We start from the raw sequence: 13,892 nt of genomic DNA, 5'->3' as shown, positions 1-13,892 counted from the left end.
ACATGAAATCGCCGTCGATCATGAGATTTGTCTTGGGTTCGGCAATTTGTACAATTGCTTTCTCGGCTTCGAATAGGACAGCGCTGGCGGAGCCGCTGGAAGTTCAATGCCGTGCCGCCGTCCGTGCCGAAATAAAGGGGCCTAATTGTCGGATTTGGATTGTTCCCAACACCGACTTCGGCCCCTGCAACATGACGAGTCACGCCGAGATCAACTTCTACGACAATAGAGTTGTTGAGTGCGTCAAGCGGGGTGGTCCAGGACGAAAATCAAGAACTTGACGGTCGAAACGTAAAATAGAAGTAGCGACGCCCAGGGCTGTAAATCATGGTGTGGGAAGGCGTCATGCTTGCTTGTTGAGCTATGCCCTAGCGATAGCGACCAAATTCCGCAGCGCCGCGAAATGACGCTATATGCCCGTAAACAGACATTGCCGCTGCGGCTTCTGCGCTGTCGTTTGGGTATATCGGGAACGAGTAATCCAGGCTAACTTTGACTACCCTGGACTTCTTGCAAGTCAACATTTTGCACGGAGGTATAGGTCATGCGAAAGCTCGTACCTTTGCTTGCCGGTCTCGCTGCTGTTGTCATCTCGGGATTGCCCGGGAGCCTGGCTCAGGCGAAAACCTACAAAAGCTATATCTCCGCCACGGGCACCGCCAATGTGAATTGTACTTTGGCCGCTCCTTGCCCAACCTTTCAAAGTGCCCATGATGCCACGGCTCCCGGAGGTGAGATTTCGTGCCTTGATGGAGGTGCTTCGTTCGCCGTTTTTCCCTCGTTGACAATTACGAAATCGATCACGATCGACTGCGGAAATTTACCGCACGCCCACTTCCCGCTCTCTATCGTAATAAACGCTCTAGGCATCGTGGTAAAAATTCGCAATCTGACGATCAACGGGACCGGGTCCTTTAGCCCCGGCATCGATTTTCAGAACGGTGCCGAATTGGTGCTCGAAAACTGCCTCATTCACCTCTACTCCGGGGTTGCAATCAGATTTCAGCCTTCGACGCCCGACTCCCAGCTTTCGATCACGAGCAGCCTCATTGAAAACAATGGAACCGCTCCATCGGGCGGGGGCGGACTGCAAGTTATGCCCTCGGCAGGCGGTAGTGCCCGTATCGTTCTCGACAACGTAAAATTTAGGTACAACGCGACAGCGATACTCCTAAGCAGCGCCAACGGCGCAATTGAGATGGTCATGAAGGACAGTGCAATCCGATCCAGCTTGAGCAACGGGATTCTGTCGCAGGCTGGAACGTCGATCAATTTCGTAATTGACCATTCCTCGCTCACGAACAATGTCGGCAACGCGCTTCAGTCGTTGGGCGCGAACTCAAACATTTCCATTGGCGACTCGACGATTTCCGGAAATGACGTTGGCGTAAGCTCTGTGTCCGGCGGCGTGGTGGAATCGTTCAAGAACAATCAGATTGGCGGCAATGGAAGGGACGGTACGCCGCTCAACGCCGTTTCCGGCTTCAGCGGGACGATGCAGTGATGTGAGCCTGATCGTGGGTCGACAACAGCCCGCAGGCCATCGCCCATCATGCCGCGGTCGTTGAGAGAGCCGGTCGGCATGTCTCGAAAGTGCCAAGAGCCGTCATCGGAGCTCCTATTTGATCACGTCGTCTGCTCGCGCGAGTAGCGCGGGCGATATCGTGAGACCCAGCGCCTTGGCGGTCCTGAGATTGATCGTTATTTCGAATTTGGTCGGCTGCTGCACCGGAAGATCAGCGGGTTTGTGTCCTTTGAGGATCTTGTCCACATAGGCTGCGATTTGGAGACCGAGCTCGGCGGCGGAGCCGCTGTACGACGCCAAGCATCCCAGTTTCGGACTCATGCACTGCAATGGTGCCCGGTTTGTTGAATGGCGATGACCATCTCGCTGCTACGTGCGGACCGGCGTCGCCGCTGCAAAAGCAAGGCGCCGGCGAGCACGCGGCTCGCCGGCGTCGCACTTCTTACGGCCCGAATTTGGGGGCCGGCGTCTGGTTGAAGTCGGGCTCGTCAGCGACGCAGGTAAAATTCGCCGCGATGCTGGTGCTGCCGCTTCCTGAGTACTTCGCGACCTTGGGGAAGACGCAGAGCGGGCGAGTCATCTGGACCGAGGGCGGCGTATCGTTGACGAACTTGGTCGCGACGATCGTCTCCGGCGCCACACCGGTCTCGACCCAGGTGACGAGTGGCGTGAGCGCATCGAACGTGTTGGGGCCGGGCCCGCCGGAGCAGTGGTACAACCCGGGCGCCATGAACAGCCGGGCGTAGCTCTGGGTCCGCCGCAGCGCAGGGCTGCCATCCTCGTCGAAGCTTGCCTTCTCGAACCCATGGCCGCCGTTTGCAACCAGCGCGTTGAAGTAGTTGATGCTGCTCTGCGACGGGATGAGCGGGTCGGCCCAGCCGTGATACATCAGGAGCTTGCCGCCATGCTCCCTGAACTCGCCGAGATCGGTGCTGTCCGCGTTCAGCACCGCGGCTAGCTGGTCATCGACCGTGTCGACGTCGTGGTGGAAGTCGAAATTCGCGAAATTGACCGCGCTCGCCGGATGGCCGAAGCCCGGGCCGAACACCCAGTAGAACAGGCCGTCGAACGCGGGCTCGGGAAGCCGCTCCCCGAACGCCAAGCCGAGCGCGCGCACGTCGTCAGTCTCGTTGCCGCGTTCGGAGCCCGGATTGATGACCTGCCCGTTCACCGGGTCGATCGTGCCGGCGTAGTAGTTCTGGATCGTGGTGACCTGGTCGGCCGTCAGGCACGCGGGAGGCACCTTACCGCCAGTGCACAAGAGCGCCTTGGGATCGAAATGACAATCCCGCGGATCGGTCAGGAACGGGTCGGTGCTGGCGCCGCCGTCGCGGCCGACGCACTGCGCGAGCACGGCCTGGTTGATCAGCGTCATCTGGCCGGGCTGGATGAACCGGCCCGGGCTCGCGTGGGTGTTCTGCCAAGACGCGAGACCTGCCATATGCAGGTGCGTGCGGTTGAACGCGGCCGCGCCCGCCAGGATGCCGTCGTAGTCGTCGGGGTAGCGCTGCGCCTCCATAAGTGCGTTCTGGCCGCCGGTGGAGCATCCGGCGAAATAGGACTTATGCGCGCTCTGCCGGTAGAACGCGTTGGCGATCTCCTTGCCCCGCACGGTCATCAAATGGATCGCCCGGTAGCCGAAATCCTTGATCCGCTCGGGATGCCCGAACAAACCGGTCGACGGCGCCGCCGGATCGCCGAACGCAATCGCCAGCGGATTGCCCATGTTGCCATCTGAACCGCAGTAGAGCGGGCTGCATCCCGAGACCCCGGTGCCGAGATCGCTGTTGGTCGCGGCAAAGCCATGCTGGATTCCGCTGGCGAGCTCGCCGTAGGTTATCACCCCCTGGAAGCCGCCGCCGCCGGTGCCGAGGAACCTGCCGTTCCACGTCGACTCGGGCAGCCAGATCTCGATCTTGATGCTGGAATCCGCGGTGGGGATCAGGGTCGCGGTGACCCGGCAGAAGGCCGGAAGACCGGCGATCGTGTTCGGCGGGTTGGAGCCGGGGACGACGAAGACCCCTGACGTGTTGTCGGTCGCCGAGGTGATCGTGGTGTCGTCGAGCTGCAAGGATTGGAGATTGCTGCACGGCGTCGCCTTCGCGGGCGAGCTGGCGATCGCGACACAGCCAAACAGGCCGATAGCCGCGCCGACGAGATAAGGTCGATGACGCATCATTCTGTCCTCCCTGATTTTTGTAGTTTTGTAGGGCCGACAGGATACAAGATCGATATGACAGCTTTGATGCAACTCAGGGATGATCGCGTTAGGGAAGTCCGCCCATATCCGTCATGATCCGGGAGCGACCAAATTCCGCAGTGCAGCGAAACGACGCCATGCCGATAGCAAACATTTCAACGGCTTTGCGCATCGGGTTTTGACGCTTTGAAGATGTACCGGTTGGTGCTGAAGAAGTATCGCCCTGCTTGGCTCAGGCGCTGGAATTCGCCATGCCACTCGTCCAGATCATCAGCAGAGACGTCTTTCTTGCGCCCAACGAATTCGCGAACACCCCGTGCCAGCCCGTTACTGTAGCTATCATCATCACATTTGAGATTGAGGATCGGAAAAACGGCTGCGCCGTCGAATCGAAATCCTGCATTGACCAATCTGGATTGCATGGATCTCGGGAGATGCGGATGAGCACAGTGCGCTTCCCACGATTTCATGACCAGGGCCATGCGATCAGGATTTTCGGAATGCCAAACAACGGCGTCCCAATCCGTTGCCATGAAGAGCGTTCGGCCGCCGGGCTTCAGGACGCGAAATGCCTCCGAAAGAAGGCGGTCGACATCAGGAACGTATTCTGCAACTTGCGTACATACGACGACGTCGAATGACGCATCTGCTTGATTTACTTTGGTCGCGTCGCCGATGGCATATGAAAGCCATGCTGAAGCTTTTCGTTGATTGCAGAGGGCTATCAGGTCGGTCGAAATATCGATGCCGACGACAGCACCCCGAGGTCCGACGATCTCGCCCACGCTTTCGCACAGATAACCCGGACCACACCCGATATCCAGAACGCGCTCACCGCTGGACAAATCGAGCTGCCGGATCGTCTCCGAACGTTGCGCGACCACGTCGCTGGTGAGGTAGGTTCTTTCAAGTCGTTTCGCGGCCTCTCTGGTGAATTCAAGCCCGCTCATCTTTGCCTCCACGTCAAGGTGCAGGGGGAAATTGAACTGGAAGATCGGGATAAAGCAAGGTTGGCAGGTCACGCTCAGGAGCGTCGCGCTCCCACGCTTCAAGCTACGAGATCACGCCCTCACGACAAATCCTGCCTCAACGTGGCGCCGAACTGTTCCAGCGCCCAGTCGACCTGATCGCTTGATATCACCAGCGGCGGGGCGATGCGGATCGTGTGGTCGTGGGTGTCTTTGGCGAGAATGCCGCGCGTTTGCAACGCCTCGCAGTAGCGGCGCGCGGGGCCGGCTTCCGGGTTCAGTTCGACCGCCAGCATCAAGCCGCGGCCGCGCACCTCGCGGATGGTGTTGGCGCGGATGCCCCTCAAGCCATCGAGGAAGCGCGCGCCTTGCAGGTGCGCGTTCTCGATCATCCCTTCCTCGACCAGCACCCGCAGCGCCGCCCGCGCCACCGCGCAGGCGAGCGGATTGCCGCCGAAGGTCGAGCCGTGCTGGCCGGGTTTTAAGGTGCCGAGCACCGCGTTGTTGGAAAGCACCGCCGATACCGGATAGAAGCCGCCGGATAGCGCCTTGCCGAGCAGCGTGACGTCGGCCTCGATGCCGTCATGCTGCTCGGCGAGCAGTTTGCCGGTGCGGCCGAGCCCGGTCTGGATTTCGTCGAGGATCAGCATCACGTCATGCGCGGTGCAGAGCTCACGCACCCTCGCAAAATAACCTGCGGGTGGAATGATGACGCCGGCCTCTCCCTGGATCGGCTCGACCAGGAAGGCGACGGTGTTCGGCGTGATCGCCGCCTCCAGCGCTTGCGCGTCGCCGAACGGGATAATTGTAAAACCTGGCGCGAACGGCCCGAAATGCTCGCGTGATGCCGGATCGGTAGAGAAGCCGACGACGGCAAGGGTGCGGCCGTGGAAATTATCGGCGCAGACGATGATCTCGGCTTGCCCATCCGGCACGCCCTTCACCTCGTAGCCCCATTTGCGCACCGACTTGATCGCGCTCTCCACAGCCTCGGCGCCGCTGTTCATCGGCAGCACCTTGTGCGAGCCGGTCAGCGCCGCGATCTCCTCGTAGAACGGCGCGAGCTGATCGTTGTGGAAGGCGCGCGAGGTCAGCGTCAGCCGGCCCGCCTGTTCCACCATGGCGGCAAAAATCTTCGGATGGCAGTGGCCCTGGTTGACGGCCGAATAGGCGGACAGGCAATCGAGATAACGGTTGCCCTGCGTATCCCAGACAAAGACCCCTTTGCCGCGCGACAGCACGACGCCGAGCGGCGCATAGTTGTTGGCGCCAAACCGCGCTTCCCTCGCGATGAATTCCTGGAACGGTGGAGACATCTTTTTGTCACCCGCGTTTCGCCAGCGGCCGCCTGCCGAAATGGACGATCCATGAATATACCGTCGAAACGGCGCCTGGTCGATGAGCGAGATGCCGCGGGCGTCCAGCGGCGATCGTAGGATGGGTTGAGCGAAGCGATACCCATCACTCCTTCGGAAGCAATTGATGGGTTTCGCTTTCGCTCAACCCATCCTACGCAGTAATACACGGCACGCTCAAAAATCCGCGGAAGCGGACGCGGCCGCCGCGCACCGGCTCTCCGTTCAGCGCGTAATTCGGAAACCGCGCCAGAAATCGCGAAATCGCGATGGCGCCTTCGAGCCGCGCCAGCGCCATGCCGGCGCATTGATGCGCGCCGGTGGCGAACGCCAGATGCCGGTTCGGCGTGCGGCCGATGTCGAGCGTTTCCGGGTCAGGGAATTGGGCGGGATCGCGGTTCGCAGCCCCAATGCACAGCGTCACCGGCGTGCCGGTGGCAAGCGTGACGCCGCCGAGCTCGACTTGCGCCGTCGTCATGCGGTTGCCGAGCTGGTTCGAACTTTCAAACCGCAGGATTTCCTCGACCGCGGTCTTGATCAGATCGGGATGTTCGATCAGCCGGTTTTTCTGCGCGGGGTTTTGCGACAACGCCACCAGCCCGTTGCCGATCAGATTGGTGGTGGTCTCGTGGCCGGCGTTCAGGAGAAAGATGCAATTGTGCAGCAGTTCCTTCGCCGTCAACCGCTCGCCATTATCCTCGCCCTGAAGCAGACGCGTCAGCACGTCGCGTTCGGGGTTGCCGGGTTTTGCGCGACGCCGTTCGACCAGGACTTCGAGATAAAGGAGGAAATCTTCCACGGCCTTGTTGCCGCGCGCAAACACCTCGGCGCTGATGACCGGTTCAAGCGCGCCAAGTATAGCCAGCGACCAGTCGCGCAAGGGCTCGCGCTCGTCGTGCGGCACATCGAGCAGATTGCCGATCACCTCGACGGGGATCGCGGAAGCGAAATCGCCGATCAGCTCAAACTCGCCCTTCGCGGCGATGCCATCGAGCAGGCGGTCGACCAGCGCGATCAGATAGGGCTCCATCTCGGCGATGGCGCGCGGCGACAGCGCGCCCATGATCAAGCGCCGCACGCGGGTGTGCGCCGGCGGGTCGTTGAAGACGAGGCTCGTGGTGTGATGTTCGTAGAGGAGCGATGTGCCGTATTTCGGCAAGAACTCCCGTTTCTTGTCGGATGAGAAAATCTTCGTGTTCTTGTAGGCAGAGACCAGATCGTCATAGCGCGTCAGGAAGTAGGCGCCGTTGGGCATCAGCTTGACCGGCTCGTGCTCCCGCAGTGCACGATAGATCGGGTAGGGGTCGGCGTAAAATTCGCCCGTCAGTCTCTCGAGGTCGAAACTCTTCGCCAGCTCTCGTGCGTTCGCAGTCATGCTGCCATACTCTTTGGGGAGAGGGATATGCCGTTTTCGCTCTTTCGTAAAATGCGGCGCCGTCTAAAGTCTTGCTAGAGTCTTGCACCCGAATACAGTCTCGCCTAGCCGACTGGAAATGAAAATGCACGCCCGAACCGAAGCCGCAGCGGAAATGGCCGAAACTGCCTCTTCCTGGCCGGAGGAGATCTTTGCGATATTGCAGCGCTTCGATGTCCGCCAGGTGCCTTACGTGCCGGATGCCGGGCATTCGCAATTGATCGACCGCGTGCTGGGGGCGCCCGCGATGCGCGCGGTGCCGCTGACGACGGAAGAAGAGGGCGTGGCGCTACTCGCCGGCGCCTGGGCCGGCGGCCAGCGCGGCGTGCTGCTGATGCAGTCGAGTGGCGTCGGCAATTGTGTGAACATGCTGTCGCTGACCCAGATTTTCCGCTTTCCGTTCCTCACTTTGGTGACGATGCGCGGCGAGTGGGGCGAATTCAATCCCTGGCAGGTGCCAATGGGTTCGAGCACATCAGGCGTTTTCGAATTGTCGGGGATAAAAGTGTTGCGGGCTTCCCACGCGAGCGAAGTGCGCGAGGTGGTCGAGGCCGCCGCCGGCCAGGCCTACAATGCCTGCACGCCGACCGCCGTGCTGTTGTCGCAGCGCCTGATCGGGGCAAAGGTTTTTACCAAATGAGCAAGGCAAATCTTCTCGACCGGCGCAGCGTCGTCGCAAGCCTGTTGGCGGAGCGCAAGGAGGCCATCGTGGTCGGCGGGCTCGGCGCCTCGACCTACGACATTGCGGCCGCCGGCGACCACGACCGCAACTTTTACCTGTGGGGCGCCATGGGGGGCGCGGTCATGATCGGGCTCGGCGTCGCGCTGGCGCAGCCCGAGCTACCGGTAGTGGTGATCACCGGCGATGGCGAGATGCTGATGGGGATCGGGAGCCTTGCGACCGTCGGCCTGCAAAAGCCCAAAAACTTAACCATCGTGGTGCTGGACAATGAGGTCTATGGCGAGACCGGCGGGCAGGCGAGCCACACCGCCGCGACCGTCGACCTCGTCGGCGTCGCCCGATCCTGCGGGATCGCGGACGCCCGCGCGATTTCGACCATGGCTGAGATCGAGGCCTATGCGCTGTCCATGCAGGACCTCACCGGGCCGCGCTTTGCCAGTATCAAGATCGACAGCGCCAATCTGGAGCGCGTGCTCTCCAGCCGCGACGGCCAGTACACGGTTACCCGTATCCGCGGCGCGCTCGGCTTTGGGCCGATCTAGCCCCGTCTAGGCCTGTTCTTTAGAACCTCTGGTCTTTAGAAACTCTAGGAACCTGGTGCGCTGCAGCAAAAACCTTGACTTTTTGTAAAGGTGAGTGCTTACTCACGAGCATGAGCACCCTGCGCATGACCAGCGATTTAAGGCGGCAATTGATCCTGAGCGCCGCCAAGCGGTGCTTTGCGCGCCATGGCTTTGCGGGGACCACGACCAAGAGCGTCGCGGCGGCGGCCTCGATCTCGGAAGGATTGCTGTTCAAGCACTTCCCGTCGAAATCGGCGCTGTATGCGGAAATCCTCTCCGAAGAGTGCGAGGCCGATCCCGCGCTGCATCGACTATTGGGGCTGGAGCCATCGACCGAGACGCTTGTCACGCTGATTCGCGGGATGGTCCGCCATTTCACCGAATTGTCGGAGGCACCTGATCAGGAAGAGGCCCAGCGTCTCAGGCTGATGATGACGAGCCACCTCGACGATGGGGAGTTCGCGCGGCTGATTTACGACAAGATCGGCCATCTGATTGGACAGATGTTCACCGCCTCGCTCGAGCGCGCGGTGGCGGCGGGGGACGCTGCGCCGCTCGGACGCGACCCGATGAACCTGTTCTGGTTTGCGCATCATACCGTTTTGATGACCGCGCTGGCGCGGCTGCCGTCGGTGCCATGTCTGACCTATGGCGCCCCGGCCAAGCTCGAACGGCAAGTGTGCGAATTCATTCTCCGCGGAATTGGCCTTAACGAAACCGTGATTGCCTCCCATCTGGACCGGGAACTGTCGCCGGTCTGGGGGCAGCCGGCAACTGCAGAAAGTGCCTGACATGAACATTGTGACCGAAGCCAATATCTCCGGCAGGGCGATTACCGATAAGCCGCGCGCGCGTCCGGTCCGGATGGTGCGCTGGTTCATCATCGTCGGCCTGTTGCTCGCGCTGTTGGTCGGCGGTCTGGTCGGCTTCAATGCGTTCCGCAGCCATATGATCGCGCAGTTCTTCGCGAATAATAAGCCGCCGCCGTCGTCGGTCGCGATTGCCGAGGCCAAATCGGAGGTTGTTCCGAACCTGCTGATGGCGGTCGGCGACCTCGCCGCCGTGCATCAGGTCAATGTCACCTCCGATCTCTCAGGCCGCATCACCGACATCATGTTTACCGCGGGTTCTACCGTGAAGGCCGGAAGTCCGCTGGTGCAATTATTCGACGGCCCCGAGCAGGGCGACCTCGCGAGCTTCAAGGCGCAGGCGACCGGCGCGCAGCTGGCGCTCGATCGCGCCAAGCAACTGGCGGCGCGCCAGTTCGGTCCGCAGGCGACGGCCGATGCCGCGCAGGCGACCTACGACCAGGCCATCGCCGGCATCGCCAAGACCCAGGCGATCATTTCGCAGAAGCTGGTGCGCGCGCCGTTCGACGGCGAGCTCGGTGTCCGTCACGTCGAGGTCGGCCAATATCTCACCGCGGGCACCCAGATCGTGACGTTGACCGATTTGTCGACGCTGTACGCCAATTTTACGGTGACGGAAAAACAGTCTGCACAGCTCAGTGTCGGACAGACGGTGCGCATCACGGTTGACGCCTATCCCGGCCGCAGATTCGAGGGCAAAATCACCGCGATCGAACCCCAGATCTCCACCGATACGCGCAACATCCGCGTTCAGGCCACCCTCGACAATCCCGATCACATCTTGAAGCCGGGCATGTTCACGACGGCGACGATCGTGCTGCCGGACAAGCCAGCCGTCGTCACTATTCCCGAAACGGCCGTCGACTACACGCTCTACGGAGATTCGGTGTTCCTGATCACCGAGAAGAAAGAGGATGACGGCAAGACCAGCCTGACCGCGGTTCGCACCTTCGTGCGGACCGGAAACCGGGTCAACGGGCGTACCGAAATCGTCAGTGGATTGAAGCCCGGCGATCGCGTGGTCGCCGTGGGCCAACTCAAGCTGCAATCGGGAGCGGCAGTGGCGATCTCAACCGATGAGCCGCCGCCGATTCCGGCTAATCCACCGCGTTACTAAACAAACGCGTTACTAAACAAAAAGGGTTAGATCATCTCCGATTCAATCTGATCGGATCATGATCTAACGATCGGAGCGCATCACGATGGTCTGGACCGACATTTTCATCAAGCGACCCGTGTTGGCGGTGGTCGTCAGTCTATTGATTCTCCTGATCGGTCTGCGGGCCGCGACCAGTCTGGGGATCCGGCAATATCCGAAACTGTCGAATACGGTGGTCAACGTCACCACCTCCTATCCCGGTGCGTCGGCCGACCTGATTCAGGGTTTTATCACGACGCCGATCGAGCAGGCCGTCGCCTCCGCCGAAGGCGTCGACTACATGACCTCGTCCTCGGTGCTCGGCACCAGCACCATCCAGGTCTACATCAAGCTGAATTTCGATCCGAACCAGGCGCTGACCGAAGTGCTCGCCAAGGTGAATTCGGTCAAATACCTGATTCCCAAGGAATCCAACGACCCCGTCGTGACCAAGACCACCGGTCAGACCACCGCCGTGATGTATCTCGGCTTCTCCTCTGAAGTGCTGTCGGGATCGGCGATATCGGACTATCTGACGCGGGTGGTTCAGCCGGTGCTCTCGACCGTCGATGGCGTTGCTTCTGCCGATATTCTGGGCGGCCAGACCTTCGCGATGCGGCTGTGGCTCGATCCCGTCCGAATGGCCGGCCGCAACGTTTCGCCGAGCGATGTTAACGCCGCGATCGTCGCCAACAACTTCCAGGCCGCCGCGGGCCAGGCCAAGGGCTTTTTCATCGTCTCCAACGTCACCGCCAATTCCGATCTGCAGAACGTCGAGCAGTTCAAGCGCATGATCGTCAAATCCAAGGACGGTGGCTTCGTGCGGATGGAGGACATCGCAACCGTCGAACTTGCGGCGCAGAGTACCGACGCCAGCGTCGCCTTCAACGGCGAGCACGCAATCTTCATCGGCGTGCAGGCAACCCCGCAGGGCAACCCGCTGACGCTGGTCAAGGGTGTCCGCGCGCTGTTTCCGGAAATGGAACGCAATCTGCCGCCGTCGATGAAGATGAAGGTGGCCTACGATTCGACCAAGTTCATTCAATCGTCGATCGACGAGGTCGAGAAGACGCTCGGCGAAGCGATCATCATCGTGGTGGTGGTGATCTTCCTGTTCCTCGCCTCGTTCCGTTCGGTGATCATCCCGGTGGTGACCATTCCACTGTCGCTGATCGGCGTCTGCACCCTGATGCTGATGGCGGGGTTTAGTTTCAACCTGCTGACGCTACTCGCAATGGTGCTGGCGATCGGTCTCGTCGTCGACGATGCCATCGTGGTCGTGGAGAACATCCACCGGCATCTGGAGGAAGGAAAACCTCCGGTGCAGGCGGCGATGCAGGGCGCGCGCGAGATCGTCGGCCCGGTCATCTCCATGACCATCACGCTCGCCGCGGTGTATGCGCCGATCGGCTTCCTCGGCGGCCTCACCGGTTCGCTGTTTCGCGAATTCGCCTTCACGCTGGCGGGCTCCGTGATCGTGTCGGGCGTGATCGCGCTGACGCTGTCGCCGATGATGTGCTCGGTGTTCCTCAAGAGCGCCGAGGAAGGAAGGTTTGCGCGGATCGTCAACAAGGTTTTTGGAGCGATGACGCGCTGGTACGGCCGGCAGCTCGATCGCTCGCTTGATTACCGCCCGATCACGGGGTTGTTCGCGCTGACCATCCTCGGGCTGGTCGGTTTCCTTTACATGCACACCTCGAAAGAGCTCGCGCCCGAGGAAGATCAGGGCATCGTGTTCTCCGTGACCAAGGCGCCGAAATACGCCAACATCGATTACATCGACTATTACGGCGAGAAGCTGGACAAGACATTCGCCGGCTTCCCCGAGACGGACCTTCGTTTCGTCCTGAACGGCATCAACGGTCCGCAAAACGGCATCGCCGGCATGCTGCTTAAGCCATGGGATGAGCGAAAGCGCTCCTCGATCGCGCTCAAGCCGCTGGTGCAGGCGCAGATCAGCAAGATCGAAGGCGTCAATGCCTTTGCCTTCAACCTGCCGCCGCTGCCCGGCGGTCCCGGCGGATTGCCGGTGCAGATGGTGATCTCCTCGACCAACGGATTCCAGTCGGTCTTCGAGCAAATGGTGAAGCTGAAGGACGCCGCGCGCAAGAGCGGGTTGTTCATCGTCTCCGACAGCGATCTCGACTTCAACCAGCCGGTGGTGCGGGTCAAGATCGACCGCTCGAAGGCGAGCGACCTCGGCATCACCATGCAGAATATCGGGGCTTCGCTGGCGACGCTGCTCGGTGGAAACTACGTGAACCGGTTCAACCTCGAGGGCCGATCGTATCAGGTCATTCCGCAGGTGCCGCGCGACAAGCGGCTGTCGCCCGAGGCGCTCGGCGGATATTATGTGCCGACGTCGAGCGGCGAGCAGATGCCACTGTCGACCGTCGTCTCGATTGAGACGGGGACCGATCCGAACGCGCTGACCCACTACAACCAGTTGAATTCGGCGACCTTCCAGGCGGTGCCGATGCCCGGCGTGACGGTGGGAACGGCGGTCGACTTCCTCGAGAGCCAGGCCAAGAACCTGCCGGCCGGGTTCAGCCACGATTACCTCGCCGATTCCCGGCAATATGTGCAGGAAGGCAACCAGCTCGCGATCACCTTTGCGTTTGCCTTGATCATCATCTTCCTGGTGCTGGCGGCGCAGTTCGAGAGCCTGCGCGATCCGCTCGTCATCATGATCAGCGTTCCCATGGCGATCGTCGGCGCCTTGATTCCGCTGTTCTTCGGCGCCGCCACGATGAACATCTATACTCAGGTCGGATTGCTCACGCTGGTCGGCTTGATCAGCAAGCACGGCATCCTGATGGTCGAGTTCGCCAACGAGCTGCAGCTCAACGAAGGCCTCGATCGGCGCTCCGCGATCGAGATGGCGGCGCGCGTCCGGTTGCGCCCGATCCTGATGACGACCGCGGCGATGGTCACCGGCCTGCTGCCGCTGTTGACCGCGACCGGCGCGGGCGCGGCGAGCCGGTTCTCGATCGGACTTGTCGTGGTTGCGGGCATGTCGATCGGGACTTTGTTTACGCTGTTCGTGCTGCCGGCGGTCTATGTGTCGATAGCTACCGATCACCGCGCAGCGGCGGAATCCGAGCGGGCCAAGGAAATCGCGGAGTTCGATCTCGGAACCAAGGCGCTGAAGCCGACCTGAGCTATTAACCAATGTACC

11 protein-coding genes are annotated in these 13,892 nt (G+C 61.1%); 6 read left to right on the top strand and 5 right to left on the bottom strand.

The annotated features are described in order from the left end of the window. Nucleotides 1-544: 544 nt before the first annotated feature. Nucleotides 545-1,504, top strand: coding sequence for a right-handed parallel beta-helix repeat-containing protein (locus tag B5526_RS07185; protein ID WP_154071180.1), 960 nt, complete (start codon nt 545-547; stop codon nt 1,502-1,504). 114 nt (nt 1,505-1,618) lie between these two features. On the opposite strand, the gene B5526_RS07180 is transcribed toward B5526_RS07185, so the two are convergent. The 5 genes from B5526_RS07180 to B5526_RS07160 all read right to left on the bottom strand — a co-directional run bounded on the left by B5526_RS07180 (nt 1,619) and on the right by B5526_RS07160 (nt 7,423). After that, nucleotides 1,619-1,855: an ABC transporter substrate binding protein gene (locus B5526_RS07180; RefSeq protein WP_283807604.1), complete on the bottom strand. Its 237-nt coding sequence runs from the start codon at nt 1,853-1,855 to the stop codon at nt 1,619-1,621. 112 nt (nt 1,856-1,967) lie between these two features. Continuing rightward, the gene (locus B5526_RS07175; protein WP_079537585.1) at nt 1,968-3,704 is read right to left on the bottom strand and encodes a tannase/feruloyl esterase family alpha/beta hydrolase; all 1,737 of its coding nucleotides are present in this window, start codon (nt 3,702-3,704) and stop codon (nt 1,968-1,970) included. A gap of 176 nt (nt 3,705-3,880) precedes the next feature. Then, nucleotides 3,881-4,675, bottom strand: a complete 795-nt coding sequence (locus tag B5526_RS07170) for a methyltransferase domain-containing protein (protein WP_079544761.1) — start codon at nt 4,673-4,675, stop codon at nt 3,881-3,883. A gap of 119 nt (nt 4,676-4,794) precedes the next feature. Next, entirely contained in the window at nt 4,795-6,009 is a 1,215-nt protein-coding gene (gene rocD, locus B5526_RS07165; protein WP_079537584.1) for an ornithine--oxo-acid transaminase, read from the bottom strand. 193 nt (nt 6,010-6,202) lie between these two features. Beyond that, nucleotides 6,203-7,423, bottom strand: coding sequence for a cytochrome P450 (locus tag B5526_RS07160; protein WP_079537583.1), 1,221 nt, complete (start codon nt 7,421-7,423; stop codon nt 6,203-6,205). Nucleotides 7,424-7,547: 124 nt separating this feature from the next. Between B5526_RS07160 and B5526_RS07155 the strand changes: the two genes are divergently transcribed. The 5 genes from B5526_RS07155 to B5526_RS07135 all read left to right on the top strand — a co-directional run bounded on the left by B5526_RS07155 (nt 7,548) and on the right by B5526_RS07135 (nt 13,874). Continuing rightward, complete coding sequence (locus B5526_RS07155; protein ID WP_079537582.1) at nt 7,548-8,102, top strand: thiamine pyrophosphate-binding protein; 555 nt, start codon at nt 7,548-7,550, stop codon at nt 8,100-8,102. Next, nucleotides 8,099-8,686, top strand: a complete 588-nt coding sequence (locus tag B5526_RS07150; RefSeq protein WP_079537581.1) for a thiamine pyrophosphate-dependent enzyme — start codon at nt 8,099-8,101, stop codon at nt 8,684-8,686. The genes B5526_RS07155 and B5526_RS07150 overlap by 4 nt, the downstream gene beginning before the upstream one ends. Before the next feature lie 110 nt (nt 8,687-8,796). Next, on the top strand, nt 8,797-9,498 hold the full coding sequence (locus B5526_RS07145; protein ID WP_079537580.1) for a TetR/AcrR family transcriptional regulator: 702 nt from the start codon (nt 8,797-8,799) through the stop codon (nt 9,496-9,498). A 1-nt stretch (nt 9,499) separates the two neighbouring features. Then, a complete protein-coding gene (locus B5526_RS07140; protein WP_079537579.1) occupies nt 9,500-10,693 on the top strand; it encodes an efflux RND transporter periplasmic adaptor subunit in 1,194 nt (397 codons plus the stop codon). An 85-nt stretch (nt 10,694-10,778) separates the two neighbouring features. Further along, complete coding sequence (locus B5526_RS07135; RefSeq protein WP_079537578.1) at nt 10,779-13,874, top strand: MexW/MexI family multidrug efflux RND transporter permease subunit; 3,096 nt, start codon at nt 10,779-10,781, stop codon at nt 13,872-13,874. The last annotated feature ends 18 nt before the right edge of the window (nt 13,875-13,892 follow it).

Source organism: Bradyrhizobium lablabi (assembly GCF_900141755.1).
GTDB lineage: Bacteria > Pseudomonadota > Alphaproteobacteria > Rhizobiales > Xanthobacteraceae > Bradyrhizobium > Bradyrhizobium lablabi_A.
Note: the sequence above shows the minus strand (reverse complement) of the source record. Positions and strands in the feature narration are given on the sequence as shown.